Origin of the sequence: Fictibacillus solisalsi, from assembly GCF_900103485.1 — a bacterium.
In the GTDB taxonomy this organism is placed as follows: domain Bacteria; phylum Bacillota; class Bacilli; order Bacillales; family Fictibacillaceae; genus Fictibacillus_C; species Fictibacillus_C solisalsi.
This window is the reverse complement of sequence record NZ_FNHW01000001.1, coordinates 1,389,174-1,415,367: the sequence shown is the minus strand read 5'-3', so window position 1 is coordinate 1,415,367 and position 26,194 is coordinate 1,389,174. Positions and strand designations below refer to the sequence as shown.

Below are 26,194 nucleotides of genomic sequence, written 5' to 3'. Positions count from 1 at the left end.
CGCTCAAGACTATACAAATCGTTTTCAAATTTGGCAATGTGAAGGTGCGTTTGATGTTGATGGTAAAGGAATATCTGTGGCTGACACAGTACACTTTCGTATACAAAAGTGAAAATGAATATAAAAATGGATTTGTAGAGTTAGAGCAAAAGCCTTTACTTTTTGTCAAGTTAATTTGTTTTAATCTATTCTTCAACCTACGCAATCAATGGTGAGTTCTGTAACGAAGTTAATACTAGGATCCTTGATTTTGTAGAAAAACATTCTAATGACAACTAAGCAAAAAATTTTTTCATTCGTTCGTTTCTGATGTCACAAATTAGAATCTTACTTCGTTATATGGATGAAACATAAAAAAGGAGTTGAAAGAATGATGAAAGACTTGACATGCATCGTTATTGGTGGCGGCCATGCAGGGCTTGCAGCGCTTAAAGCAATAAAGGAAAAGACAGAAGGCATGGCAAATGGACAGCAGATTCGATTTGTTTTGTTAGACAAACAGCCCGGTCATGTGCGCAAATTGCTGTTGTTCCGGCCAGCAGTTGGCGAAGAAGAGATTATGATTCCTTGGACGCATTATGAATTTTTTGAAGGAGTCAAATTCGTGCAAGGTACAGTTACCTCCGTGGATAGTACGGATAAACAGATTCGGTATGAGGATGCGCAAGGGAATAATGCCCAAATTCAATATGACATTTTAGTTGTGGCGGTCGGTAGTGTTGCTCGGCAACCTGATCCTGATCAGGGTGGCATTTCGTTAAACGATCTGCAAACCGCAAAAGTTATCCGAGAGCGTTGGCGCGCCAATCTAAAGCAAGCTGCCAGCGAGACAAATCCGAAAGAACGAAAACGACTGATGACAGTCGCAGTTGCGGGGGCGGGTGTCAGTGGCATTGAGACATCCGCCGAGCTGGCACTTAAGATGCAGAAAGAAGCATTATCACTAGGACTGAACCCGTCCGATATCTCCGTCTATTTGCTAAGTGCACAGGATCGTTTATTCATGGAAGGACCTGAGAAAGTTGGACTCAAACTGGATCAGATACTTAGCGAATGTGGAGTGACAGTGCTTTACAACCGCAAGGCGATCCGGGAGGAAGTAGGAGTAGTGTCGTTGAGCAATGGCGATCGTCTGCTAGTTGGTCTATGTATATGGACGATTGGCCTGATTCCGAATCCTGCCCTTCGCATGATGGGCTTGCCACTTACTCCTGATGGCCAAGTGCTGGTGGATGAATCTTATCGCGTCCAAGGGGCACCGTCCGTATACAGCATTGGCGACTGTGCGAGAATCGTCGATCCAAAAACCGGCAAGGCAGCTCTGATGAGGTGTGCAGAAATTGCGCTACAGGATGAACGACTAGGGAAAATCGTGAAGGCTGATCTAGAGGGCCGCCCCTCACCTGTTCACAAATCGGCGCCGTTGGATCTTTACTGCATCGGCCTAGGGGAAAATCGCGGATTGGTGTGGGCACACAAATGGGGACTAGATGTGATTGTAACGGGAAAGTCTGCTTGGAAATTTAGGAGCGCTGCATGGGATTTAGGCAGTAAGCTTCGATAGAAACAAAGAGACCAAGATTACCATCATGGTTGTTTCATATAGACTAAAAAGATTAGAACCACATGAGGAATTGCGTGGGTCAAATTGAAGAGATCGCTGACATAACTAGATGAGATTCAAGACAGACTTTCTTCTTGAAAGTTTTTTTTCTTGGCTATTTTCGTAACATTTGATTTTAGAGAGATGCTTACATCAGTATCAGTAGGATTTAAAAGTACCAATCTCAATAGTTGGTGATCAATTTAATTTACCTAAATTCATTAGATTAATGAATGTACATTCTGGTTCTGAATTCGCGTTTAATGCTTCAAAAGTCGCAACGAATAAATAAATCGTTTGTATTTTTCGTGTGCACTTGCGTAAACGTTTGTGTTTTAAACATATATTTACACTTGTACGCAAATTACTTAGTGTTTTAGGATTCATCATTCATGCGCTTATAAATAATTCTCACCTAAAAAGCGATGCATGGGATCCTTTACCCGATCCGTCATCGCAGAACAAAAATTGTATTACGTTTTGCGGAACAACCAGCAGGATGGTTCAATTGATTGTCGGTATACTGAAAATAGCATTCTTAACCGATTTTCAGCGGAGCACTGAAAAATAACTAATTTATAAACTGGTGATCTTGTTTAGACTTCGAAACCATGTGGTGGCCGGTAATTTGCGGAGAAAAGCTATCATCCAAATAGGTGACAAGGACAGCCAGGACTTTCTTGATTCTAAAACTATAGAAGATGGGATTTGAACCTTCTCCGTTACTCAAACAACAAGAGAAGAACGATACAAAGGCGGGCACAACCATTTTGTACAACTAAGAAACCGGACTTAGGCATAGGGAGCATGGACGTAATATGGCCAAATCATGGGGGTAAATGGAAAAGTCAAAGGAACAAATCCTTGTGAAGAATCTCCCCTTGAAAACATGGGCCCTTGTAACCTTTTTGATATTTGGGCTTTGCATAGGGTAGGGGGGTATAGTATTATAAAGAAAAAGGAGGTGGTTTCATGGAACTAAACCTTCCAGAGGAATTACCAGAAAGCTGTTGTTCTAGTGAAGAACGTAAAAGTCATCAATCTGAAAAAGTAAAAAACAACCTAACAACACGTTTAAATCCCATCGAAGGACAAATTCGCGGTGTAAAAGGGCTTATTGAGCGAGACACCTATTGTGATGATGTTCTTACTCAACTATCTGCTATACAATCTGCACTTAATAGTGTGGGAAAAATCTTGCTTGAAGGCCATTTGAAAAGTTGTGTGTTAGAGCGAATTCAAGAAGGCGATGAAGAAGTGCTGGATGAGTTTCTTGTTACGGTTAAAAAATTAATGAAATAAAAAAAGTGAGGTAAACAAAAATGGAAAAGAAAACGTTAACTGTTAAAGGGATGTCTTGTAATCATTGTGTGAATTCGATTGAGAGCAACGTGGGTAAACTAGCAGGTGTAACCGATGTAAAGGTTAGCTTAAGCGAAGGAAAAGTAGATGTTACGTTTGACTCAAATAAGGTTTCCTTAGAACAAATTAAAGAATCCATTGATGACCAAGGATATGAAGTTGCTTAAGATAAACTTGCGTGCTGTGAAGCACGCTCTCTTTTGAATCGAATTATACCCCTGTTGGGTATATATAGGAGGTATAGGAATGGAATCTGCAAAATCAAAAGAAACCCACTCAAAAGAAACCAACTTACAAATTACGGGAATGACATGTGCCGCTTGTGCAATCCGTATTGAAAAAGGACTGAATAAGCTAGAGGGGGTCAACCAGGCTAGTGTGAACCTCGCATTAGAGAAGTCAACCGTTTCTTATGATCCAAAGATTATTGAAGTAGCTGATTTGCATAAAAAGATTGAGGATTTGGGTTATGGGATTGTTTCAGAAAAAGCTGAATTTAGTATCACTGGCATGACGTGTGCAGCCTGTGCTACACGAATAGAGAAAGGCTTGAATAAGCTCCCAGGTGTAACAAACGCCAATGTGAATTTAGCTTTAGAAACCGCTACGGTTAAATACAATCCTTCCGAGGTATCAATTGTGGAAATGGTGAAAAAGGTCCAAAACCTTGGATACAATGCAAGTCTTAAAAAGGAAAATGATCAAGAAAATGTGGATCACCGAGCGATAGAGATTGAAAAACAAAAAGGAAAGTTCACTTTCTCACTTATTTTATCAATCCCTTTACTTTGGGCCATGGTGACTCACTTTGAATTCACATCGTTTATCTATATGCCTGAGATGTTTATGAATCCTTGGGTTCAGCTGGCTCTTGCCACTCCCGTCCAATTTGTTGTAGGCAAACAGTTTTATGTGGGAGCCTATAAAGCGTTAAGAAATAAAAGTGCCAATATGGATGTACTTGTTGCTTTAGGCACTTCAGCCGCCTATTTTTACAGTCTGTATCTTTCTATTCTATCCATTGGATCAAAAGAAAAGATGACAGAGCTCTATTTTGAAACTTCTGCTGTGTTAATTACACTGATTCTTCTTGGGAAGCTCTTTGAAGCGAAGGCAAAAGGACGGTCATCTGAAGCCATCAAAAAATTAATGGGTTTGCAAGCGAAAACAGCCACTATTCTTCGAAACGGGGAAGAAAAAGAAATTCCGATTGAAGAGGTGGAAGTAGGTGATGTGGTTTATATTAAACCCGGCGAAAAAGTTCCTGTAGATGGTGAAATTATTGAGGGGCGTTCTGCTTTAGATGAATCCATGCTTACAGGTGAAAGTATACCGATCGACAAGACGGTTGGGGACACCGTGATTGGAGCTACCATTAATAAGAATGGTTTCTTAAAAATTAAAGCCACTAAAGTAGGCCGGGATACAGCATTGGCCCAAATCATAAAGGTAGTAGAGGAAGCTCAGGGGTCAAAAGCTCCGATCCAACGTTTAGCCGATAAGATATCCGGAATTTTCGTACCTATCGTGGTAGGAGTCGCTGTGTTAACTTTCTTGATCTGGTACCTATGGGTGAGCCCTGGGGATTTTGCGGCCGCACTTGAGAAACTAATTGCCGTACTCGTTATTGCTTGTCCTTGTGCATTAGGTTTAGCTACGCCAACATCCATAATGGCTGGATCAGGGCGTTCAGCCGAATATGGGATATTGTTTAAGGGCGGGGAGCATTTAGAAACCACTCACAGGATTGATACGATCATATTAGATAAAACCGGAACCGTGACCAATGGAACACCTGAATTAACGGACGTTTTGGTAAAGCAGCCATTTACCGAGAAACAGGTATTAACACTAGTAGGAGCTGCAGAGAAAAATTCAGAACATCCTCTGGCTCAAGCCATTGTACAAGGAATCAAGGAGAAGGGTATCGACCTTCCTTCTTCCAGTGAATTTGATGCCATTCCAGGATACGGTATTCAAGCCGTAGTTAACAACAAGAAGGTACTCATCGGTACACGCAAATTAATGAAAGAAAACAACATAGCCATTAACGATGCAGTAACGACTATGGATGAACTTGAGCGAAACGGAAAAACAGCGATGCTGATGGCCATTGACAACTACTATGCAGGAATTATCGCTGTTGCTGATACCATCAAGGATACTTCACAACGTGCAGTTTCGCGATTGAAGAGTATGGGACTTGATGTCATCATGATTACTGGTGATAACCAACAGACAGCGGACGCTATTGCTAAAGAAGTGGGAATTAATCATGTCATTGCTGAAGTTTTACCGGAAGGAAAGGCAGAAGAAGTGAAAAAGCTTCAACAACAAGGCAAAACGGTGGCGATGGTAGGAGACGGCATTAATGATGCGCCGGCTCTTGCCCTTGCAGATATAGGAATGGCCATCGGAACGGGAACCGATGTGGCGATGGAAGCTGCCGATGTCACGTTAATAAGAGGCGATCTGAACAGTATTGCTGATGCCATTTATATGAGTAAGAAAACGATTCGAAACATCAAACAAAATCTGTTCTGGGCGTTTGGCTACAACGTGTTGGGTATTCCTGTTGCAGCTCTTGGATTTTTAGCACCGTGGCTTGCGGGAGCTGCGATGGCCTTTAGCTCCGTTTCGGTTGTACTAAACGCATTAAGATTACAAAAAGTGAAATTGTAAAGGGGGTTTTCACCAGTGCAAAATAATATCGTCATACGTTGGGCATTATCAGCTATTATCATCCTTGTACTAGTGATCGGTGGATATTCTGTATACGCGTCATTAGCTGGTAATCCAACAGACAATCATACCGAACACAATTCTGCTAAAGAGTCGAGCAAACACGGTATCCATGAGGAACATAATGGGGAGATGCAAACAGAAAGTGAAGTAGATCCTATGATGGTTTATACAGATGGAAAGATACGTATTGAGTTAAAAGATAAGGTCGGGGAACCCGTTGACCAACTAGAAGTGAATCATGAGAAAATCATGCATTTGATTATCGTTAGTGAGGATTTAAAACAGTATTACCACTTGCATCCCGAGAAAATAGGAAAAGGGCAATTCCAGGTAACGAAAAAACTGTCGGAGGGTAATTACAAAGCGTTTATCGACATTAAACCCAAAAATAAAGAATACATGGTGAAGCCACTACCGATAGAAGTAGGAACCAATCGTGCCCATGATAAAGATGCAACATTAAAACCAGAAACCACCTTTACGAAAACAATAGGAGATCAGACGGTCACCATAAGACCAGAGACTTTTAAAGTGAAAGAACCCGTCACATTAAGTTTCTCGTTTAACAAAGGCCTCCCAGAACCTTATTTAGGAGCGCTTGGACATGTGGTGATCCTAGATGAAAAAGGAAACAAATACGTTCACGTCCATCCAGTTTCAGAAAAGGAAACAAAATTTGAAACTCAATTTGATCAACCAGGAGTGTATAAAATCTGGGCTGAATTTAAATTCAATGGGAAAGTCCATGTGTATCCTTACGTTGTTGAAGTGAAATCGTGAGTTCACGAGTGAGGTGTTTTGAAAATGGAACTGTCAGGTGTAAACAAACATGTCTTATTATGTAACGGTGCCAGTTGTAAGCGCAAGGGTGCTGAAGAAACGACGAAAGCCATTAGGAGTGAGATCAAAGATCAAGGGTTATCCGATGACATTCATACGACTCTTACACTATGTAATGGTCGCTGCCAAGATGGTCCAACGGTAGTGGTTTATCCCGATGGTGACTGGTATAAACATATGACTCCCAAATTAGGCTATAAACTGATACAGACCATAAGTCAAAATCAAAAACTACAAGAGTGTATCGCTTATTCCTTCAACGGAAAGAAGTTTGTTTCATCCACTGAACAAAAAAAAGAAAATGATTAAATGATAATCATCCGACCCATCCATTGGTGGGCGGTTTTTTTGTGGATGTTCTTTTTTATTTATCCAAATATAGGATAATTCTCTCAAAAATTTACGAAAATCCATAAAATTTTCAGAAAAGCATTAAAGACATTCATTTATTTAACCATTTTTATGCGAAAAATATCTAAATCCACTTTTTTTTGAGCTTGATTCCCCAAAAAAACCATTTTATATTAATAGTGGTTTAGCACTCTAGGTTAATGAGTGCTAACCAAAAAATATAAAAAAGGAGGGCCTTATATGGTAAAACCCATTGGTAGTCGCGTATTGCTTGAAATCAATGTAAAGGAGGAAACGACCGCGAGTGGTATCATACTTCCCGATCAGGCGAAGGAAAAACCTACAAAGGGTAAAATAGTGGCTGTGGGTAGAGGTCGCTATGAGAACGGTTCACTCATTCCTCCTGAGGTAAAGGAGGGCGATACAGTAATCTATTCTAAATTTGCCGGCACAGAAATAAAGCAAAATGACAAAGAATACTTGATTTTAAATGAGTCTGATATTCTTGCAGTAATTGATGATGTAGAAGAGTCTGCTGAAAAGGAGCTGGTTCAACATGCCTAAACAAATTCTTTTTAGTGAAGATTCCCGCCGGGCCATGCTTCGTGGTGTAGATAAATTGGCCGACGCTGTAAAAGGTACGCTTGGGCCCAAGGGGCGTAATGTAGTATTGGACAAGCAGTTTGGATCGCCTCTCATTACGAACGATGGTGTTACGATAGCTAAAGAAATTGAACTGGAAGATCAGTTTGAAAATATCGGAGCCAAATTATTGAAAGAAGTGGCCACTAAAACAAATGATGTGGCTGGTGATGGAACAACTACTGCCACTGTATTGGCACAAGCCATGATTCGAGAAGGATTAAAAAATGTAACCGCTGGAGCAAACCCAATGCTCATCCGAAAAGGAATGGAAAAAGCCATCCAGGTTGCCGTAGCAGAGCTCCAATCGATCTCCAAAAAAATTGACACAAACGAGTCCATTGCACAAGTGGCTGCGATTTCAGCCGCCGATGAACAAATTGGACAACTGATTGCCGAGGCTATGGATAAAGTAGGGAAAGATGGCATCATTACCGTTGAAGAGTCACGAGGTTTAAAAACTGAACTCGAAGTTGCAGAAGGAATGCAATTTGACAAAGGATATGTATCTCCTTATATGGTAACAGACCAAGAAAAAATGGAAGCTGTGTTGAATGATCCCTATATCTTGATAACCGATAAAAAGATTTCAACCATTAAAGATCTACTTCCATTACTAGAGTCTCTGACAAAACAAAACAAACCGCTCCTTATCATTGCGGAGGATGTAGAGGGTGACGCATTAGCAACCATAGTTGTTAATAAACTTCGGGGTACTTTCGACTGTATAGCTGTTAAAGCCCCTGGATTCGGAGACCGCCGAAAAGAAATGCTAAAAGATATTGCCGCGCTAACAGGCGGACAATTAATTTCAGAGGAACTTGGTTTAGATCTCAAATCCGTCGAAATTGAGCATTTAGGCCGTTCATCAAAAATCCATGTAACGAAAGATAGCACAACAATCGTAGAGGGAAATGGAAAGAAGGAGGATATTGATGGTCGAATTCACCAAATACGTACGCAAATTAAAGAGACGACTTCAGAGTTTGATAAAGAAAAGTTAGAAGAACGGCTCGCGAAGTTAGCTGGAGGTGTAGCCGTTATTAAGGTAGGCGCTGCTACCGAGACAGAAATGAAAGAGAAAAAATTACGGATTGAAGATGCCTTAAATGCAACAAGAGCTGCTGTTGAAGAAGGCATTGTTTCTGGTGGTGGCACCGCTTTGGTGAATGTTATCCAAGCCGTGGAAGGTATCAAGGAAAAAAGGGATGTAGCTACTGGCATCAATATCGTTCTTAGAGCACTTGAGGAACCCATGCGTGTTATTGCCCAAAATGCGGGTCTCGACGGCTCCGTTGTTGTTGAAAGGTTGAAAAAAGAGGTGGTCGGCATGGGGCTGAATGTCGTCACAAATGAATGGGTAAATATGATAGAAGCGGGCATCATTGATCCTGCAAAAGTAACACGAACAGCCTTACAGAATGCGGGGTCTATCGCAGCGATGTTCTTAACGACTGAAGCGGTGATCATTGAAGAGCCTGTTCAAAAAGAAAAAAGCAGTTCCCCTTTATCTGTATAAATTAATGTACACCGTTAGCCCGTCCGTTGCCATACGGACGGGTTTTTATTCCATAGCTATTGAGGTGAATTCTATGGAAGAATTTTTAATTTACTGTCCAACATGCCACGAATATAGCCGATTGGGCAAGTATGATAAAAAAGGGCATTGCTTTCAAGGTGAGTACTCCTTACTGCATAACTGTCATTTAGAAAGCGGCCAACTGATCTTTAATTTTTTAAAGGATCACTCTGACCATTCCGTGAAATTGGTTCGAAGCAAAACGAATGAATATATGGACATCCTTAAAAATGCCCATCACTATAAGTCAAAGGATATAGATCAATTAGCGGATGAAATGATAAATAAACAAAAGGCTGTGGAGGATGAACGTTTACTGGACAGGGAGCTTGGACAGTTGCAATTACACATACTAAAAGGATTGTTGGAAGAAGAAGCTAACACGATTTCTAATCAAGCAACCCAGACATCGGCAGAATCTCAATTTCTCTTAGGGAAAGAAGAAGGTCTAAAAAAAGCCTTGAATATCTTAACAAAACTGATAGAGAAAACCAGTATTCTCTATCGGAAAAATGTGCGAGGGGAAATACACTTAATCCCTAAAAATAAACAGAATTAGATTAAACAAATGGCTACTAGTGGTTTTAAAAAAGACAAAAAAATGTGACTGATATCTCATCGTAAATTCACGAAAGGATCAAGCTAGATTTTCGTAGGGGAAGCAAGGGGTAACGACAACTAATATGATTGTCAATAACATAAGAAAAAAACCCATCGCACTGATGGGCTTTTTTCTTTTAATGCTACCTTCGATAATTCCTATATACATCCATTTGTATTGTCCTTTTAAGTAATTGACAAGAAAGAGTCGTCTTTAGGAGTAAAAATTATACTGTTAGTTTTCTATTGAAAGAAAAAATCCTGAAGGAATGCATTTACAGTTCATTCAAAGTAATTATTCAAAACGGGTTCGATTGTGAGTAAACAAGTTGTGAAAATGCTAAAATTACGAAAAAGATTGGAAAGTAATGTGCTTAAACTATGATGCAGTTTATCTAAGGATTTATACGTACAACTTTAGATTTAACCTTATACTAAGATCAAAGGCTATGGGAGGAAAAAATGATAAACATACATAATAATTCGAACACTGTCATCATTATTGTTCATGAAATCTATGGAATTAACAATCATATGATAAATATTTGCCAATCACTCTCACAAAAAAATTTTGATGTCATTTGTCCCAATTTATTAGATGACGAAGCTCCATTTGAATACTCTCAAGAAGAGCTTGCATATCGTAATTTTATAGAAAATATCGGTTTTATGAATGCTTCAAACCAAATTAAAAATGTACTGTTACATATTAAAGATAACTATGAAAAAGTATATATTGTTGGATTTAGTGTGGGGGCAACTATTGCTTGGTTGTGTAGTGAGGAAGATGGTCTCGATGGAATAGTTGGATACTATGGTTCTCAAATTAGAAACTATTTAGGGATAGAACCTTTATGTCCAACAATGCTTCTTTTTCCAGAAGAAGAGAAATCATTTAATGTTGACGGCTTAATTATAAGCTTAGAAAAAAAGAATATCGAAGTACATAAATTTAACGGACAACATGGATTTTGTGATCCATATTCTCAAAAGTATAATATAAAATCAGCACAAAAAGCGTTTAATAGAATGGTTGAATTTTTTCTAAAACATTGAAGTTGTTAGTAAGCTAACGGATACATTAGTTTTAAGATTGCGGCTTTTTTATTGAACACGGCTCTTTTTAGGACTTTTAAAGTTAAAAGAAGAGTATGAGGATCAATTAGCGTTTGCTAAAGATATGAATGATAAGGATGAAATTATCCATTACCAAGGCGCATGTGAAAGGTTTCAAGTTGCAATAACTGCTTTTGGCCCGTATATTTTCTCCCGGAAATTCAATTTGCCATGTATCACGATTAAAAGATTCTCTCTTCTTCTGGCGAATTTTTGTTTTAGGAAGGGACCTGTTAATGAAAAGAAGACATTTCGATGCTTGAATTGTAAATTTATTTATCCTGCATCCCACGGATTGGAAGATATTAAAGCAAGAGGGTAAACTTCCATATTGGATGGTGAGAGTAACCGCACCTCTGTTGTTTCTTGATGTTTTAAAAAGTTTAAATTCATATAAGTTTGCGCATATTTATTGGAGAAATTAAAGGCTTATAAATTTATAAATTCTATTGTAGACTTACAATTATATCCTAATCATAAATCATTTGGAAAGGAAGGGAGGATATTAAGTATTGTCATATTTATTTTTAGTACTCGCGATTATCAGTGAGCTTACTGGTACATCTATGCTAAAGGCATCTGAAGGATTCTCAAAGATCTATCCTACAGTTGGAACAATTATTTCTTTTATTGCTTCTTTTTTCTTTTTATCATTAGCAATAAAGACTATTCCACTTAATACCGCTTATGCACTTTGGTCTGGCTTTGGGATTATTGCTACCACTATAATATCAATTTTGATTTGGAAAGAGAAAATTAACGTTGCCAGCGTTACTGGTATAGTTTTAATTCTTGTAGGGGTTGTAATATTGAATCTTTTTGGACCTGGTCATGGTGAGTCAAGTAGTGATGAAAACGCAAGCGTAACAACAGTAATTAATAATGTAACGAATAAAAATCTGTGACAACATCTGCATTTTCCAGAAGGAAACTTTTCATTAAACGATAATCCAATGCTTTTAAGAAGAATTCTCATGGATTCTGTTTGATTTTACTTTATGTTAGGGATCAGGAAGCCAGGAAGATTCTTTAGTAGGTTGAAATTTGTATTATTGTGTGCCCAATTTATATACAGTTTGTTAGAATATATAGAAAGGAACACATTTGAAGCATATGGAGTGTATAGCATGATAATAGTTAATGATGAGAGAATAAAGGGTTTCGTATATGATTCTTTAGAGATAGCAACTAAGGACTTAGAGGGCGATGAAGTCATTATTACAAATGATTCAAATACATATGTTCTTATTCGAAAGGTAGATTTAGAAAAAGTAAGAACTGTTGGATATACTAAAGTAAACTAAGTGCCACCTGTTATAATTGTGTTGACCTTCGTTGATATAAAAGAGAATAGATACCTCAATTTTTACGCGACCAAGTCATCCCCTTGGTCGCTTATTATGGAATCTCCTAGTCCAAAGAGAGATAAGGGAAGACCCACGATATATTAATATTTATCATTGCTAGTTCAATATTTAATTTTGCGTAAAATACTTATTTTACGAATAATAGGACATAAAACTAAATGTTACAGCCATTGGTATTGGCGCTTCTCTGATCCCTACAATACTTAAAGCAAAGTATGCTAACGACGATGCAGAATACTGGTATAGCGAGATACAAAGAACAAGTAGCTGATGACTAAGTAAGGGAGATGGTATATATGGTGTCTCAATGGTTTAGCGACTATTGGATTCTAATTTTTCCACTTGAATGCCCCATACGAAGACGCGTCAATATACTACCAGTCCGTCCAACATACATACAGATCTAAACGTTCGTAATAATCCCTTACCAATTTTTCTTGTTAATCTGATAAGAACCCATATGATGAAAGCGATAACTAAAGCTGAAAATGAAACAATAATTATGGGGCCAAATTGAATCATAAAATCCTCTGGTCCAGTTACTGTACCACCATCCACGGGAAAACCTCCTAAGGAATTTCCAAAGTAATTACATAATTAATATTATAGTATCCTAGTTGCCACTTCAATGTTGATTAGAGTGTTGCATAGCAAAAACAAGGTCAACACATTTATGTCATTAATCATCAAGAGAGGGGGAGACTAATAAGCCCTACATAAGATATATTATAATTGCGCATAACACAGGTTCTATGCAATTCAAACTAGAGGTTTGTTTAAGGTCTATTGATATAAGAACATATGTTGCTATATAATAAGGGAGATTGCGGAAACGTTCAAAACGACTACCGCGAAAATTAAGGCCCTGAATCCGAAGGTGAAAAACGTCAATAAGATCAGCTTAGGCCAAAAAATTTGTGTTTCCTAACACCCCTAATGTAAATGAAGGCAGGTACCCAGTGTACCTGTATTTTTTTGATATTTATTCCATAATTTAGAAATTAATGGTATGTTGAATATGGAGTTAAGGGGGTGAGTGTATAAAGAGAAAAGTTTTTAAAGCTTTGATTGCTATTGTAGTCATTTTATTGTTCTGCAATTGGTATTTTCCGTATTCCTTTCTTGCAGTAAAAAAAGAGTATACTTTGAATGGTGATAATCATTTGATTGGCCAATTCAGCAAGGACCTCAAATCGTTACAAAATAAAGTTCTTGAAAAGAAAATAAACACTGAATTGAACCAGTATATTCAAAAATCGATTTACTATCTGGAGCAACCTTGGCTGAAAACGAAAGGTGATGTCAGATTAAATATTTATGAGCTTATCGGTATGCAAAAGGAAGTTCGGGAGTTACGGGACGATTACGTTTATCTTGATACCCGAAAATTAAAGCTAACTCGTTATGACCGAGATCAATTGAGACAGCTCATTTATACATATGAATCGATTGACGATTCTCTTGAAACAATATTGGACGACCCAAATATGACGAGAAGCGAATTAAAAACGTCATTATGGAATTTGCGGGTTGAACATGCATCAAGCTTAGACATATTAACAACCTTATATGACGAATATCAAAGGACATCTCAACATTGAGGTGTCTTTTTTGTATGGATGAGGTAAAGGGGAGATTTGAATGATAACAGCTACATTACCCGTGACAGGCAATATGTTGAAGATCCACTTTGGAATTATCGCTACACAAACCATGGAAGATTCCGCAGGCATCTACTTTGAGGATAAAACTCATGAATACAAACAAGCGAAGAATGAAAATGGCGTTATCAAGTTCTTCTATCGACCAATCGGAAGTGAGGATTGGCGCTTTATGGACAGTGTAGAGGAGGAAGAATCTTGTTAAAAAATCGATTGTTGCAGCAAATGGATCGTATCAAAGATGATGCCAAGTTTACTTCCCGTGTAGTAAACTCAATATACACTTTTCGTTAATCGAACTCAAGAAGTCAATTATTTTGTACTTTACAATTTAAATTTAGTAACTGTTACGGATAAGTCAGTAGATATTATTTGTAAATGATTCAAGAAAAAAGCTCCTCGTAAATCCGTTATCCTTACTTTCGAAATAAGGGTTTCTCAAAGGATTCAAAAAAAGATCAGTTTTATCTACTTTTTACTAAACATAATCTCTAATTATAGGAGATTTTGTTTATCAAATGATTTTTTTGGGAATCATAAATTCATTCACTAAAATAGCAGATTGAATAAATTGTAATCCTAATTGCCAAGCTCCAATCCCTCTTAAACGATAGACAACCATCAGTTGGAGTTTTTGAGCACGAGCCCTCGCATCTTCGAACCATACAATGTGTCTCTTACCCGTTTCGTCTCGATACTGGTAGAAAGGCTGCTGATATTCTGTAGAGTATTGAATTGGCACTTGATATTTCATAGCCGTTTCTACTGCCCTAGAGACAGAAACGGCACGGGCACTATCTACCGTTCCATTAATCATTGTCCAATCATACCCATAGCGTGGAACACCAAGGATAATTTTATTTCCCCGCATGTGATTAAGAGCATATTCGATTGTTTTTCTTACTTCCGTAATAGGAGCAACAGGTCCAGGTGGAGTGCTTGTTTCGTGCCAGTCATAGGCCATAATAAAGATAAAATCAACAGCTGCTCCAATTCCTCCGTAATCATACCCCTTTAACCAAGGAATATCATCACTTGTTTTAGCCGGTACCGCAACGGATGTATAATATCCTTCGGGCCTCAACCTTTCACTTAACGAACGTAAGAAGCCACTGTACAAATCCCTTTCACTTTCACGTAGCCGTTCAAAATCAACATTTACCCCAGCATAGTTTTTGGTCTTGACTAGGTTGTAGATATTATTAATTAATCGCTCTCTTATTTCAGGAGTATTTAATACCCGCCTTGTTAATTCGGGACTAAATCCTGTCGGTGTCAAATTCGTAATAACCGCAAGGGGTGCTACCTTATTCTCTTTTGATAGCCTAATAAGTTGGTGATCATTTAAAGTACTCAAACTTCCATCTTCTTGAACATGGTACTCGAAGATTCCAAAGTAAGTATTAATTGGTGCAAAGGTCTGGACGATCATTTGATTCCTTTCTGAGGTAGATGGTGTTACATAACTAAAGCCATCTGCTTCATACTTAGGTCGGGGAGGCAAATACAACCTCATTCCGACCATTAACATATCCGATTGTAGACCGTTATATAGACGAATAGTTTCAACTGGAATCAAAGCCATTTGTGCAATTTTATATATCGAATCACCAGGCTGAACATTATACATATTCGTTGGAATGAGTAAATCTTGACCTGGTACTAATCTATCTGTTTTTAATCCATTCATCATCCGTATACTATCTATAGAAACTTGATATTTTGTTGCGATGGAAAATAAGGAATCATCCGTTTTAACTACATAAATAAACATAGAACGCCCTCATTTCTACATTTTTTATTAAATATATGTAATTGTTTTATGGATTATCATTAAAAAAACCACTCAAGTGGATAGAGTGGTTGAGCAGTTCATATGTGGATATCGATTTGGGCTATGATGTCTACATTTAGTCCGCTGGTCTCGGACCTGCAGCAGTACCAGTGTTTTTTACTGTCATGATTGGACGAACAGTAATATCTCCATTTACAAAGATTTGACAGGATAAGCGCAGACAATCATCAATAAACTGATCCTTCTCTAACCCTTTATTTGCAAAGGCTACTTTTTCTTTGTTGGTTATCTCAAGGTAATCACCTGCCAGTACTTCTACTCTGCAAGTTGTACATTTTGCTCTTCCCCCGCAGCGATGAAGAATATCTACACCACTATCCTCGAGTGCCAATACTAACTTTTTTCCATTTTCCACTTCAAAAGTGCCTCGACCAGGTACAGTTATCTTGGGCATTTTCCCCCCCCCCGTTCATTCCTCCATGAGTTGTGGTTTAGAGTTTTTCCCGTTAATTTAGGCTCTTCCCTCTTTCATTTATTACGGGGTCATTTTACTTTTTAACATCATTCTGGGCTCCCATATAAGTCCCAATCACATTTTCGTAACCCGCCAGATGTCCAGCAAGTAGATTACCAAAACCTTCTTGGTCGTTACGCCAATCACGTTGCAGTTCGCTCGCCACGCTAAACCAGCTCATGATCTGCACGCCAGCATGGGCCATGCGCATTAGCGCACCATTCGCGACCTGTTCGCTAAAGGCTCCGGAGGCATCGGCAACAGCAAATACTTCATAACCCTCATTTACAGCAGAAAGTGCTGGGAAGGCCACGCAGACGTCGGTTACCACACCTGCGATGATCAGCTGCTTTCTGCCAGTCGCCTTAATAGCATTGACAAAGTCTTCGTTATCCCAGGCGTTGATTTGACCTGGGCGAGAGATCATTGGGGCATTCGGGAAGAGCTCAGTCAGCCCCTGCATTAATGGACCATTGGGACCGTTCTCAAAGCTCGTGGTCAGGATAACAGGTATATCAAAAAATTTAGCGGTATTGGCCAAAGCTAGGACGTTATTCTTAAATTCATCAACCCCATAGTCACGTACGAGACCAGAAATAAGTCCAGTTTGGTGGTCGACAAAAAGTACAACGGCATCATCTTTAGAAATACGGCGATAGAGATCATTCATTTTGTATTCCTCCTTACAATAATTAGAACATAGGAACGAAATTAGCCTTTCCCTAGAACCTACAATTTATTCCTTAATAAAGTTTTGATTTATTTAGAGCTTTTTCGGGATGCAACTATGAGTATATACGCAAAAGGAAAGCCCGATGTCTTAATTGTTAGAGAATTGACATTTACTGAAGATGATGGAAGTAAGAGAAAAGTTCATACCAGGCCATTGCATGGATTTTAGAATTGAATCAACGGTACTTGATGTAAAGTCTGCTTCTAGCCAGGTGATTGATTGGGGTGTCAGCTTAGTACAAGCCCCTGAAATTTGGTCTGTAACCAAAGGGGAAGGAATTAAGGTTTGCCGTTCTTGATTACAGGAATGGATTTCACTCATCCGGACCTCGCACCAAACTTTAAAAGAGGGATTGATTTCACCAGCCCGATCGCGAGCAACTTTAAAGATAAGGTTGGTCATGGTACCCATTGTGCCGGGATCATTGCAGGCTGCGACAACAATTTCGGGATTGTCGGTGTCGCACCAAAAGCAGAGCTATATGTAGCTAAAGTATTAGGTGACGATGGCAGCGGTAATATTGGTTCCATTATTAAAGTCATCGACTGGGCGATTTCCCAAAAGGTCGATATCATTTCAATGAGTCTTGGCTGTTCTGTAGATCCCGGACGTGAGTTCCATGATGCTTTTAAACGTGCAAGGGCAGCCGGTATTATCATTGTTGCAGCATCTGGCAATGAAAATATGCCTGTGGGATGGCCAGCTGTATACGAAGAAGTCATTGCCGCAGGAGCCGTTGACCAGGCACTTGACCGAGCAGTGTTCTGCAACTACGGGAAAGAGCTTGTGTCGTTGCTCCTGGGGTGGATATCTACAGTACGTATCCTGTAAACCGCTATGCAAAGCTTTTAGGTACATCTATGGCTAGCGGGGGTCATCGCCTTTATGCAATCATACTGCCGTTCTAAAGGCGTTAAACCATCTCCTGACATGATCTATAAGATGATTCGGGAACGTTCCGTAGACCTTGGTAAGGATGGTCTGGATGTCAGTTTTGGTAACGGTCTAGTGAACATCTACAAATTAATTCAAGGCCAGAATCTTCGCTAATCTAAAAAAGCCACCCTGTTTGGGGTGGTTTTGTTATACTTAAAATAGAAAATATTTACATATTAAGGGGGATGAAATGAGAAACAGACTATTCATATTCGGCCTAGTTTTGTTTACAGTGAGTGGCTTAATATTTGGGATTATGCATGCAGCATTTTCTTTGTACGCATCCCAGTTAAATGGATGGTCAGACCCGCCAGGCAAATTGACTACAATTTTAAATGATTCCGTAGGATGGGTGCCTTATATTATAAGTATTTTATTTATGGTCTCTGGTATGTATATGATCTGCTATATTATAATTAAAGACAAGAGCAAAGCATAAAAAAGAACTCCCAAGGGGAGGGAGTTCTTTCTTCGTGGTAGTAATGCCACTACTTATTCTAGAGTGTTTTAATTATACCATGAAATATTCAAACAATTATATAGTTTACTAAATTAATAATTTTTAAGTTTACAGCTGAGGTAGAAGGGTAGATAGTTAATAACCCTTTCATTTAGCCTCACCTCACTTGACCATCTTCATTTAATGAAGGTGGTTATCTTTATAGAGGTGCTTAAGTATGAAATCACAAGATGAGTTGCCTCGAAACCATAAAAAGCCATAGGCGCAATGGGAGGAAGAGTTCTTACTTGATTCTTATGGGGTGGCAGGTGTTCAATTTTTGATGGACCGCCTGGGTAGAAGTCAATCAGCAATCAATCAGAAATACAAACTTTTAACTGGAGGATATTCAGTACATGATGCTGCGGGTGGCCCGGTTATGAGGAACTAAAAGCCACGAATCCGAATGTCCCTGAAATGGAATTCCGATTTGATCCGAATGTAGTTGATGACAAAGGGAATCAGATTCCTTTTGTATCTGGTCGTTACCATTTGGAGCATCGCTGGATGTCCAATAACTCCGCTGTTTACTTCAAAAAACCTTCCCGAGAGCAATTAAAGCTTATCGTTTCCCTACTTAAATATGAAGGTGAGCCAGGGTTTATCAATGCAAAAGAAGCCCTTCGCCGCTTCCCATGGTTTAAAACAGTAAACCCATGTGTCGAAATTTTGCTCGACGATCGAGGCCTCTGCAACCTCTCTACTATTCCAGCAATCAACCATGTTGAAAACGGAAAGCTTAATAGAAACCTTGCTCCAGGCTGCTCGTATTTCCGCACGCATCGGCGTTCGAATGACAACCATCGATCTTGAACTTCCGGAATGGGATGAGATTCAAAAGATGCACCGCTTAACCGGCTGCTCACTAACCGGTTGGGTAGATATGAACGAAGCTGTAGGCATGACGGTAGAAGAAGAGATTGCACTACTTGCTGAACTTCGTAAAGTGACGAAAGAAGAATCTTACCGTTATGACCTAATGGGTGTTCCGCGTCCTAAGAACGTAACAGCCGTAAAACCGGAAGGAACACAATCCTTGTTGGCTGGTGGCGTAAGCTCAGGCTAGCATGCAGCTCACGCGCCATACTACATTCATCGTATTCGAGTATCTGCCACTGACCCTCTTGCTCAAGCTATGGAATCAAATGAGGAGAACAAGAAGAACGTTCATGCGTTTGCAATTGATACCCTCCGTGCAGTTAAAGGAGAAGTGCCAGCCGCTGCTCGGATCATTAGCTACAATCATAAAAAAGGGAATACCTTTTACGACAAAGAGACAGGGGAGCCTGTAAAGTCGTTAGACAAATGCTACCGGGCCGAGAAGGTTCTGATTGCATAGAAACGAAGGAGAGGGCGTAGCTCTCCCTTTTTTACATAAAGACACACATTTTTCAAAGCTGATTCTACAAAGGTAAGTAAAGAAACTATCCATTTCTCTTTTTATCCCTGGCTCTTAATACAAATGCTCGAATCAAACCATAAACGAAAATCAAAAGGAAAAATGATACGAACCAAAACCCCATTGGCAGTTTCGGGAAATAGGTAGGAAACAACATAAACTTTCACCTCAAGTTTATTGTGTCCGAATAAAAAAGACGAGATTCATTAAAACTAATCAGCTTTTTAAATGAAGGGCATAAAAAAGGCAGCACCCGTAAATGGATGCTGCACTCAATGATCAAATTTTGACGATGGTAAAAGTATAGACTTCAAACAAGATCTTGTCTATTTTTATACTTTTACATTGTTTTTTACATGTGTTTTTCTTCTAAGACCCATTAAAGCTACAGCAAACCCTAGTGCAATGGGCGTGAATGCATCGTTAAATTTGCTGAATTTTTCATTTTCGAATAAACATATACACTCGGCATCAGAAAAGTGAGTATCGTAACAACAACACTCATGTAAAAAATAAGGGTAAAAGTGGTTGCTAGGATGTTGAAGATTTTGATTTTGCGATCTTGAGCCATTTTGTTTAGATAGGAAGGATCACGCTTCTTTATTTCCCTGATAAGCGATTTGTTTTTCTTGTGCCGTTTAATAAAGTTTTGACTTGCTTCTCCAGATTCGGACCAAGAACTGACGTAATCGGCAAGCAGGGCAAATACCCCTGTTAAAGAAGCACATTCTAAGCTTACCTTTTCACCAGTCCATGCAATGCAAACCAGTATGCCTCCAATAATAATTATTCCGTTGGGTATTATCTTCCAAGAAATATAGGTTTTGTAAATGGTATTCTTGCTTTTACCTTTTTTGGCCCCCAATTTTAAATCCAGCCCCTTTATTAAATCTTTACACTCTGCTTTATTTTGTATATCTGTTGATTGGAAGGGCTCTTTTCTAAGATTTCAATGGATGGTTCATAACGGGTCATGACTTCATTTAAAAACAATACGCCTAAGCGAAGCCGCTCGTTTAAAGGGATCCTTTTCCATTCGTATCCCTTAAATAGGTCTTTCACAAGGAACTCTTCATCTTCATGCAAATGACTGATTTCCTCAAGTGCTTTTTTCAATAATTCATGTGCAACCATTTGAATCCCTCCTCATTGTTAACAGGCTGGTTAACCTGTTTGTTAAGAATAGTGTAAAATCCCCAATGCCCAAATACCACATGTTTCGTTCGACAAATATTGTAGGATAAACACGAGAATAGGAGGTGTGTATATGAAGGAGGTCAACATTTATTTTGTGCACGGGTGGGGATGGATTTATCACCTGGGAATATGGCGGGAAAACCAAGCAAGAAATGGTAAAGGGGATTATCGAAAGAACGACAAACCGAACCATGTTACTGCTTATGGCGTATGCCATAAAGAAAGTAAAGGAGCCCTGTAAAATTCATCTTCATTCTAAAAACGCAGTGGGAAGAAAGAAGTTGCATAAGGAATCTTGGAGGAATTAGACTGTGGTCAGAAACTGGTTGAAGCTGCAAGAGAAGGAGAGCATCACCTTCATTTTCATTCCTATGAGAAAACACAGGACAAGGATCACGTTTTTCAACATTTAAAAGATAAGCTCGCAGATGTAAGGTTTCAGAGCTACATTTCTGGGTAGATGAAAGTAACACCCCCTAGAACATTGTTGTTGCCGCAGGCTATATGCCCGCGGTCTTTTTTATTATAAGCTCTGTTAAATTTGAATGTTGATTTATCTCAAAAAAATTAAACAACTGAATTTTTAATGAACACTAACTGTACTATTCGCACATTTTTAAGTTTTTTTTTCACAATCTACTATTTTCTACATATTATATTGAGAGAATAAGAGATGCTCTCTTATTCTCAATTTGATAGGCGAGGAGGTGAAATATAATGTCATCTTCTCATAAAAAGAGAAATAAATGTAAATTCAATTGCAAATGTAAATGTAAACGTCGACGTTCATCTTCAAGCTCATCTTCAAGCTCATCTTCTAGTTTCATTTGTAAAAGAAAGAAAAAGCGTCGTCAGCATCATAACTAATGGTTTGAAAATCGAATGTTAGTAAAGTCTATCTCTTCGGAGGTAGACTTTTGAACATCTAAAAGAATGTTGTTTTTGTACATAAAATGTAAAGAGAGGATATCTATCCTGGCACCTCGCCAAAATAAAAATCCTCTCTATCACGTCACCATCATACCTCGATTAAATTTATACTTTTTTTTTCGGGAAATCCTTTTTCTTCATTAATTCTTTTTGTTTTTCTTTTAAGAACTGTTGAAATTGTTCTTTTAACTTTTGACTCCATGGCTTTAAAAACTAATCGCTGCCGCTTTTTGTCTAATGATAGTTTATTATATTAATTTTTCATATTGCTCCTTTTTAATGGATAAGCTCTGTTAAATTTTAACTTAATGAAGTGGTTCCATTACTTTTTTCAGCTATCCTTTTTAACTCTTTAGCACGATTTACAATGAAATTTCTCATATATTTTTCTAAAAATAATCTATCTGCTATTACTCCAAGAATGCCAAAAGGAGATTTATAAGAAAAGGTATCTTTCATAATAGTCCCTGTGCCACTTTCTATAAATTCGTGTGTATGTGTAAATGAGTGGAATGCTCCCTTTACCATAGCATCTTTAAATTTATATGGTTTTTCCATCTCTATTATCTTAGCGGTTAATTTTTGTTTTACTCCAAGATGGATGGCTTCCCAAGTAACTGTATCGCCATTTTCCATCAGTCCAACTGTAACACCATCAATCGCTCTTTCCTTTGTTTTACTTGTTGTTTCTATGTGTACATCTACGTTTCTCGCAAGGTCAAAACAAACATTGATAGGTGCATTAATAAAAATATCATGTTTAATTATAGGCATATTTAATTTACCTTTCATTTATTTAGTGTTGAGTGGATTTTCGCTCAAAGACGGTAAACCCGTATTCCTCGCTATTTACTGTTTTATAAAAAGTTATTGGGCCCATTAAAATTACCTCTCTATTGTAATTGTTTTTATTTTATAATTATAGAAAAAATTACAAATACCTGCATGGATAAGGAGACTGGTATGAGTGTTGACAAACTTAAGCAGTGCAAGAAAGGATTGCACACTGTACCCGAAAAAGGCGTAAGGGTTGTTAATTATGTGGGTACAGAAAAAGTAGTGAAGTATCTTCTGTACTGCGAGGTTTGCAATAAAAGGATTAAACAGGATGACCAAGGAAATCCCATAATTAAAAAAATCCCGATATACAAAAGAGCTCTATTGTATCTTGAACAACATGGATTTAGCTTGGGAGCCTTGTGGATCCTGATTATTTAATGTTGATATAATAAATCACATTGTAATTATTGTTGAACTTCATTTGCACAATTGGGAATATGGAACTAGGGATAATTTTCAAAAAGCCCAGGTGAGTATGAAATTACAGGAGACTTAACAATTCGTGGGACTACTAAACCTGGAAAAAATACAAAAAGCCGCTAGTAACAAATCATTTTATATTCCTGCATGCACTTGCCCAAATAATCTCCTGCTTTAATAAAGGGGCCCATAAGGTAATAATTCCAAACGATACAGACCTTTTTTGTTTATTTTACGTACGACTTTTTTAAAAATTTTTAAGCACCAAGATAATGGACATTGTAGAGAGTGTGAGGGAGCTTGTACAGAAACGGAGAAATTTGATTGATGTGATCATAGGAATTGAGGCGGGGCGCCAACTAGAAACTCCATATTTAGTGACGGGATTGTAATCCCATGCTAAAGATTTTTAGTGTAGAAGATAATAAACTGAAGATTGTTGAAGCCGGGAAAGGTATTAAACTATGGAACTCTTTTTCGTTTGAGCAGAGAGCGGGACAAAGGAGTCTTTTATCATGGAAAGTACAGAATATTTGAAGCGTAAATATGACTATGCTTTAGTAAAATTTTAACGGTAAATAGATGGACAACCGAGACGTTCTTACCATTTTTTCTTTTAGTGCATAAAAGCGTTGACTTATTAATGTGCTATGGTAAGATAAATCTATAATCGTTGGGAACAAGATTTTGACACACCCCCTAATGAAATACCCTCATTGAGTAGCCAAGTCCTTTGTGGATTTGGCTCTTTTTTGTTATGGAAATAAAGTTTTAATAGCTTAAATTTTAAAAGACGATAAAATGGAATAAATATACAAAATAGGAATATCAGTCTATTTTTTCTTCTCTTTTACTCTACTATACTAAAATGGTAATACAACATTTTGCAGGAGGGATTTTATTGAAGAAAAAAGTTGTTATTCCTATGCTTTTATCTGCTACACTCCTTACCGCGCCATTTGTTTCTTCTCCAACCGCCGCAGCACAATCTAAAACCAAAGATGTCTTGTCGACGCAAGTAAAGGCAGGCAAAGCGGAGTCTATTTTTGCGACAGGGCTTAAGTCGCAGAAATTCAAAGCAAAGAACAAAGCAAATGCCATTTCTTATTTACAAACAAATAAGATGAAACTCGGTATGAAAGATCCTGAAAGTTCATTCAAACAAAAGCGAATCGAAACCGATAAGCTGGGCATGACACACGTACGCCTTCAGCAAACCAAAAACGGAGTACCTGTTGAAGGAGCAGAGGTTACCGTTCACTATTCCAAAGCGGGTGAAGTTCAAGGAGTAACGGGCTACTATAATGATCAATTGGAATCCGCTCCCCTTGATACGGTTCCTTACGTCTCCAAAGATGCGGCAGTAAAAACTGCAAAAAATGCGGTAAATGCACCAGACGTTCTGGAGTATGATCCTACTGGTGATCTGGTTGTTTATCCTTTTAACGGAAAACACTACACAGCCTATAAGGTTAATGTGAACTTCCTTGGAAAGCAGCCTGGCAACTGGTTTGTATTTGTGGATGCCAGCACCGGAAAAGTCATTGATCAGTATAATGGAATTATGGATGCGGGTGAACTCACACCAAGCACCGGCAATGGGATTGGAATAAAGGGTATCCTGCGCAAACAATTACATATCTCTCATACAAGCGGAGAGAATGGACAGCAATTCTTCCTGAAAGACATTTCCCACCCTGGGCTCAAGGCAATTTCTACGTATGATTTTAAAAACCAGTGGGATTCAAGAACTGTTCCGCTTCCGGGTACGTTATATTCCGGAAATGATGCTTCATTCAGGGATAAATATGATGCTGCTGCGGTAGATGCGCATTACAACTCCGAACAGGTTTATCATTTCTACAAGGATGAACTAGGCCGAAACTCCATTGACGGAAAAGGCGGAGAAATCATTTCTACGGTCCACTATGGTGAGAATTATAACAATGCGTTTTGGAACGGCAGACAGATGACGTATGGTGACGGTGACAACATTTTCTTCATCCCGTTATCGGCGGCATTGGATGTTGCTGCTCATGAAATGACACATGGCGTAACAACGAACACAGCAGGGCTGATTTACCGAAATCAATCAGGAGCATTGAACGAAGCGTTCTCCGATATTTTTGGAACGTTAATTGATAAGGACGATTGGGAAGTGGGAGAAGATGCGATGGCTCCTGCAGCTATTTTTGACGGACGTCCTTCACTCCGCAGCTTAAGCAAGCCGGACAAGTATCCTGTTAAAGAGGATTATGTACCGTACGGCAACGGAAAAGGTATGTACCCAAAAAACATGGATGAATATTACAACTTGCCGCTTAACCTGGATAACGGCGGCGTGCACATCAATTCGTCGATCATCAACCATGCCGCTTATTTAACCGGTATTAAAATTGGAAAACCGAAGCTTGCGCAAATTTATTACCGTGCATTAACTACCTATTTGACGCCAAATTCCACGTTTCTTGATTCACGCCATGCGCTTATCCAGTCTGCGGTTGACTTGTATGGAGAAGGAAGTGCCGAACAAGCAGCTGTTATCTCAGCTTATGACCAGGTAGGAATTACAGAATAACCAAGGAAAGCCGTCTTTTAATTCAAGAAAGACGGCTATCTCTCATAAGCTATCTTCATCACTAATATGGAGGTATGACTATGAAAAAATGGAGTGTATTTGTTTTGGCAGGACTTATTGTCCTGGCAGGGGCCATTGGTGCTTCTCACGTTTGGGCTGGTGAAAAAACGAAAGTCGAAAAACAGAACGTTCAAGCAGAGAAGAAAGCGGTCACTGTTACCACAAAAAAAGATCAGGAAGAAGCAAAAGTGCTGCGCAAGCAACTGGAATCCTTGAATTCCCAAATGAAAAAGCTCAATGCTGAAAAAGATGGAGAGAAAACATCAGCGAAAAGGGCGAAACTCAGCAAGGAGTATTTACAAGTGTTTGAGAAACAAAAAGCATTAGGAAAAAAGTTAAACGTTGATTCCAAAGCACTTGATCATGTTATTTCATCTTTAAAAGAGAAAGAGAGCCGAGAGTAACTATTACTCTCTTTTTCTTTCAT

General features: G+C 38.6%; 29 protein-coding genes. 22 read left to right on the top strand and 7 right to left on the bottom strand.

The window, feature by feature from the left end; translation table 11 throughout:
• Positions 1-373 precede the first annotated feature (373 nt).
• The 12 genes from BLT53_RS07260 to BLT53_RS24960 all read left to right on the top strand — a co-directional run bounded on the left by BLT53_RS07260 (position 374) and on the right by BLT53_RS24960 (position 12,142).
• A complete protein-coding gene (locus tag BLT53_RS07260; protein WP_090236756.1) occupies positions 374-1,564 on the top strand; it encodes an NAD(P)/FAD-dependent oxidoreductase in 1,191 nt (396 codons plus the stop codon).
• A 1,011-nt stretch (positions 1,565-2,575) separates the two neighbouring features.
• The gene (locus tag BLT53_RS07255) at positions 2,576-2,905 is read left to right on the top strand and encodes a metal-sensitive transcriptional regulator (protein ID WP_090233804.1); all 330 of its coding nucleotides are present in this window, start codon (positions 2,576-2,578) and stop codon (positions 2,903-2,905) included.
• Positions 2,906-2,925: 20 nt separating this feature from the next.
• Entirely contained in the window at positions 2,926-3,132 is a 207-nt protein-coding gene (gene copZ / locus BLT53_RS07250; protein ID WP_090233802.1) for a copper chaperone CopZ, read from the top strand.
• A 79-nt stretch (positions 3,133-3,211) separates the two neighbouring features.
• Entirely contained in the window at positions 3,212-5,647 is a 2,436-nt protein-coding gene (locus tag BLT53_RS07245; protein WP_090233800.1) for a heavy metal translocating P-type ATPase, read from the top strand.
• A 15-nt stretch (positions 5,648-5,662) separates the two neighbouring features.
• Entirely contained in the window at positions 5,663-6,490 is an 828-nt protein-coding gene (locus BLT53_RS07240; protein WP_090233798.1) for a hypothetical protein, read from the top strand.
• Between the two features lie 24 nt (positions 6,491-6,514).
• Complete coding sequence (locus BLT53_RS07235) at positions 6,515-6,859, top strand: (2Fe-2S) ferredoxin domain-containing protein (protein WP_090233796.1); 345 nt, start codon at positions 6,515-6,517, stop codon at positions 6,857-6,859.
• Between the two features lie 282 nt (positions 6,860-7,141).
• Entirely contained in the window at positions 7,142-7,465 is a 324-nt protein-coding gene (gene groES / locus BLT53_RS07230) for a co-chaperone GroES (RefSeq protein WP_090233795.1), read from the top strand.
• The gene (groL, locus tag BLT53_RS07225; protein ID WP_090233793.1) at positions 7,458-9,062 is read left to right on the top strand and encodes a chaperonin GroEL; all 1,605 of its coding nucleotides are present in this window, start codon (positions 7,458-7,460) and stop codon (positions 9,060-9,062) included. Before groES ends, groL begins: the two co-directional genes overlap by 8 nt.
• A 73-nt stretch (positions 9,063-9,135) precedes the next feature.
• Positions 9,136-9,681 carry a hypothetical protein gene (locus tag BLT53_RS07220; protein WP_090233792.1) on the top strand — a complete coding sequence of 182 codons (546 nt, stop codon included), beginning with the start codon at positions 9,136-9,138 and terminating at the stop codon, positions 9,679-9,681.
• A 503-nt stretch (positions 9,682-10,184) separates the two neighbouring features.
• The gene (locus tag BLT53_RS07215; RefSeq protein WP_090233790.1) at positions 10,185-10,778 is read left to right on the top strand and encodes a dienelactone hydrolase family protein; all 594 of its coding nucleotides are present in this window, start codon (positions 10,185-10,187) and stop codon (positions 10,776-10,778) included.
• 572 nt (positions 10,779-11,350) lie between these two features.
• Positions 11,351-11,743: a DMT family transporter gene (locus BLT53_RS07210; RefSeq protein WP_090233789.1), complete on the top strand. Its 393-nt coding sequence runs from the start codon at positions 11,351-11,353 to the stop codon at positions 11,741-11,743.
• 222 nt (positions 11,744-11,965) lie between these two features.
• Positions 11,966-12,142, top strand: coding sequence for a hypothetical protein (locus BLT53_RS24960; RefSeq protein ID WP_170834264.1), 177 nt, complete (start codon positions 11,966-11,968; stop codon positions 12,140-12,142).
• 429 nt (positions 12,143-12,571) lie between these two features.
• On the opposite strand, the gene BLT53_RS07205 is transcribed toward BLT53_RS24960, so the two are convergent.
• Positions 12,572-12,763, bottom strand: coding sequence for a hypothetical protein (locus BLT53_RS07205; protein ID WP_090233788.1), 192 nt, complete (start codon positions 12,761-12,763; stop codon positions 12,572-12,574).
• 587 nt (positions 12,764-13,350) lie between these two features.
• Here BLT53_RS07205 and BLT53_RS07195 point away from each other — a divergent pair.
• Both BLT53_RS07195 and BLT53_RS07190 read left to right on the top strand, forming a co-directional pair.
• The gene (locus tag BLT53_RS07195; protein WP_139168379.1) at positions 13,351-13,806 is read left to right on the top strand and encodes a hypothetical protein; all 456 of its coding nucleotides are present in this window, start codon (positions 13,351-13,353) and stop codon (positions 13,804-13,806) included.
• A gap of 40 nt (positions 13,807-13,846) precedes the next feature.
• On the top strand, positions 13,847-14,071 hold the full coding sequence (locus BLT53_RS07190; RefSeq protein ID WP_090233784.1) for a hypothetical protein: 225 nt from the start codon (positions 13,847-13,849) through the stop codon (positions 14,069-14,071).
• A gap of 309 nt (positions 14,072-14,380) precedes the next feature.
• Here the strand turns inward: BLT53_RS07190 and BLT53_RS07185 are convergent, their stop codons facing one another.
• From BLT53_RS07185 to ycaC, 3 genes are all read right to left on the bottom strand, one after another.
• Entirely contained in the window at positions 14,381-15,640 is a 1,260-nt protein-coding gene (locus BLT53_RS07185; RefSeq protein ID WP_090233782.1) for a glycosyl hydrolase family 18 protein, read from the bottom strand.
• A 136-nt stretch (positions 15,641-15,776) separates the two neighbouring features.
• Complete coding sequence (locus BLT53_RS07180) at positions 15,777-16,115, bottom strand: 2Fe-2S iron-sulfur cluster-binding protein (RefSeq protein ID WP_090233780.1); 339 nt, start codon at positions 16,113-16,115, stop codon at positions 15,777-15,779.
• Positions 16,116-16,209: 94 nt separating this feature from the next.
• Entirely contained in the window at positions 16,210-16,845 is a 636-nt protein-coding gene (gene ycaC / locus BLT53_RS07175) for an isochorismate family cysteine hydrolase YcaC (RefSeq protein WP_090233779.1), read from the bottom strand.
• Between the two features lie 348 nt (positions 16,846-17,193).
• Here ycaC and BLT53_RS25370 point away from each other — a divergent pair, with 348 nt between their 5' ends.
• From BLT53_RS25370 to BLT53_RS25865, 4 genes are all read left to right on the top strand, one after another.
• A complete protein-coding gene (locus BLT53_RS25370; protein WP_244520370.1) occupies positions 17,194-17,739 on the top strand; it encodes a S8 family serine peptidase in 546 nt (181 codons plus the stop codon).
• Positions 17,740-17,793: 54 nt separating this feature from the next.
• Positions 17,794-17,958, top strand: coding sequence for a hypothetical protein (locus tag BLT53_RS25365; RefSeq protein WP_244520369.1), 165 nt, complete (start codon positions 17,794-17,796; stop codon positions 17,956-17,958).
• 1,106 nt (positions 17,959-19,064) lie between these two features.
• Positions 19,065-19,409, top strand: coding sequence for a hypothetical protein (locus tag BLT53_RS07160; RefSeq protein ID WP_090233776.1), 345 nt, complete (start codon positions 19,065-19,067; stop codon positions 19,407-19,409).
• Between the two features lie 69 nt (positions 19,410-19,478).
• Positions 19,479-19,682 (top strand): hypothetical protein, encoded by a 204-nt coding sequence (locus BLT53_RS25865; protein ID WP_090233774.1) that lies wholly within the window; start codon positions 19,479-19,481, stop codon positions 19,680-19,682.
• Positions 19,683-20,139: 457 nt separating this feature from the next.
• Here the strand turns inward: BLT53_RS25865 and BLT53_RS07150 are convergent, their stop codons facing one another.
• Entirely contained in the window at positions 20,140-20,607 is a 468-nt protein-coding gene (locus BLT53_RS07150) for a hypothetical protein (RefSeq protein ID WP_090233772.1), read from the bottom strand.
• Positions 20,608-20,627: 20 nt separating this feature from the next.
• Positions 20,628-20,876, bottom strand: coding sequence for a single-stranded DNA-binding protein (locus BLT53_RS07145; protein ID WP_090233770.1), 249 nt, complete (start codon positions 20,874-20,876; stop codon positions 20,628-20,630).
• A gap of 133 nt (positions 20,877-21,009) precedes the next feature.
• On the opposite strand from BLT53_RS07145, the gene BLT53_RS24955 reads away from it, so the two are divergent.
• A complete protein-coding gene (locus BLT53_RS24955; protein ID WP_170834263.1) occupies positions 21,010-21,180 on the top strand; it encodes a hypothetical protein in 171 nt (56 codons plus the stop codon).
• Positions 21,181-22,169: 989 nt separating this feature from the next.
• Here the strand turns inward: BLT53_RS24955 and BLT53_RS07135 are convergent.
• Positions 22,170-22,643, bottom strand: a complete 474-nt coding sequence (locus tag BLT53_RS07135) for an SRPBCC family protein (RefSeq protein WP_090233767.1) — start codon at positions 22,641-22,643, stop codon at positions 22,170-22,172.
• A 189-nt stretch (positions 22,644-22,832) separates the two neighbouring features.
• Between BLT53_RS07135 and BLT53_RS07130 the strand changes: the two genes are divergently transcribed.
• From BLT53_RS07130 to BLT53_RS07120, 3 genes are all read left to right on the top strand, one after another.
• Entirely contained in the window at positions 22,833-23,087 is a 255-nt protein-coding gene (locus tag BLT53_RS07130) for a hypothetical protein (protein WP_090233765.1), read from the top strand.
• A gap of 943 nt (positions 23,088-24,030) precedes the next feature.
• Complete coding sequence (locus BLT53_RS07125) at positions 24,031-25,707, top strand: M4 family metallopeptidase (RefSeq protein ID WP_090233764.1); 1,677 nt, start codon at positions 24,031-24,033, stop codon at positions 25,705-25,707.
• Positions 25,708-25,787: 80 nt separating this feature from the next.
• Complete coding sequence (locus BLT53_RS07120; protein WP_090233762.1) at positions 25,788-26,171, top strand: hypothetical protein; 384 nt, start codon at positions 25,788-25,790, stop codon at positions 26,169-26,171.
• Positions 26,172-26,194: the final 23 nt, after the last annotated feature.

Bases quoted from the DNA above. Each gene is read 5' to 3' on its own strand.
- BLT53_RS07260 (WP_090236756.1), top strand. From the start codon at position 374: ATGAAAGACTTGACATGCATCGTTATTGGTGGCGGCCATGCAGGGCTT.
- BLT53_RS07255 (WP_090233804.1), top strand. From the start codon at position 2,576: ATGGAACTAAACCTTCCAGAGGAATTACCAGAAAGCTGTTGTTCTAGT.
- copZ (WP_090233802.1), top strand. From the start codon at position 2,926: ATGGAAAAGAAAACGTTAACTGTTAAAGGGATGTCTTGTAATCATTGT.
- BLT53_RS07245 (WP_090233800.1), top strand. From the start codon at position 3,212: ATGGAATCTGCAAAATCAAAAGAAACCCACTCAAAAGAAACCAACTTA.
- BLT53_RS07235 (WP_090233796.1), top strand. From the start codon at position 6,515: ATGGAACTGTCAGGTGTAAACAAACATGTCTTATTATGTAACGGTGCC.
- groES (WP_090233795.1), top strand. From the start codon at position 7,142: ATGGTAAAACCCATTGGTAGTCGCGTATTGCTTGAAATCAATGTAAAG.
- groL (WP_090233793.1), top strand. From the start codon at position 7,458: ATGCCTAAACAAATTCTTTTTAGTGAAGATTCCCGCCGGGCCATGCTT.
- BLT53_RS07220 (WP_090233792.1), top strand. From the start codon at position 9,136: ATGGAAGAATTTTTAATTTACTGTCCAACATGCCACGAATATAGCCGA.
- BLT53_RS07215 (WP_090233790.1), top strand. From the start codon at position 10,185: ATGATAAACATACATAATAATTCGAACACTGTCATCATTATTGTTCAT.
- BLT53_RS24960 (WP_170834264.1), top strand. From the start codon at position 11,966: ATGATAATAGTTAATGATGAGAGAATAAAGGGTTTCGTATATGATTCT.
- BLT53_RS07190 (WP_090233784.1), top strand. From the start codon at position 13,847: ATGATAACAGCTACATTACCCGTGACAGGCAATATGTTGAAGATCCAC.
- BLT53_RS07185 (WP_090233782.1), bottom strand. From the start codon at position 15,640: ATGTTTATTTATGTAGTTAAAACGGATGATTCCTTATTTTCCATCGCA.
- BLT53_RS07180 (WP_090233780.1), bottom strand. From the start codon at position 16,115: ATGCCCAAGATAACTGTACCTGGTCGAGGCACTTTTGAAGTGGAAAAT.
- ycaC (WP_090233779.1), bottom strand. From the start codon at position 16,845: ATGAATGATCTCTATCGCCGTATTTCTAAAGATGATGCCGTTGTACTT.
- BLT53_RS25365 (WP_244520369.1), top strand. From the start codon at position 17,794: ATGCAATCATACTGCCGTTCTAAAGGCGTTAAACCATCTCCTGACATG.
- BLT53_RS07160 (WP_090233776.1), top strand. From the start codon at position 19,065: ATGTTGAAAACGGAAAGCTTAATAGAAACCTTGCTCCAGGCTGCTCGT.
- BLT53_RS25865 (WP_090233774.1), top strand. From the start codon at position 19,479: ATGGAATCAAATGAGGAGAACAAGAAGAACGTTCATGCGTTTGCAATT.
- BLT53_RS07145 (WP_090233770.1), bottom strand. From the start codon at position 20,876: ATGGTTGCACATGAATTATTGAAAAAAGCACTTGAGGAAATCAGTCAT.
- BLT53_RS24955 (WP_170834263.1), top strand. From the start codon at position 21,010: ATGAAGGAGGTCAACATTTATTTTGTGCACGGGTGGGGATGGATTTAT.
- BLT53_RS07135 (WP_090233767.1), bottom strand. From the start codon at position 22,643: ATGCCTATAATTAAACATGATATTTTTATTAATGCACCTATCAATGTT.
- BLT53_RS07130 (WP_090233765.1), top strand. From the start codon at position 22,833: ATGAGTGTTGACAAACTTAAGCAGTGCAAGAAAGGATTGCACACTGTA.
- BLT53_RS07120 (WP_090233762.1), top strand. From the start codon at position 25,788: ATGAAAAAATGGAGTGTATTTGTTTTGGCAGGACTTATTGTCCTGGCA.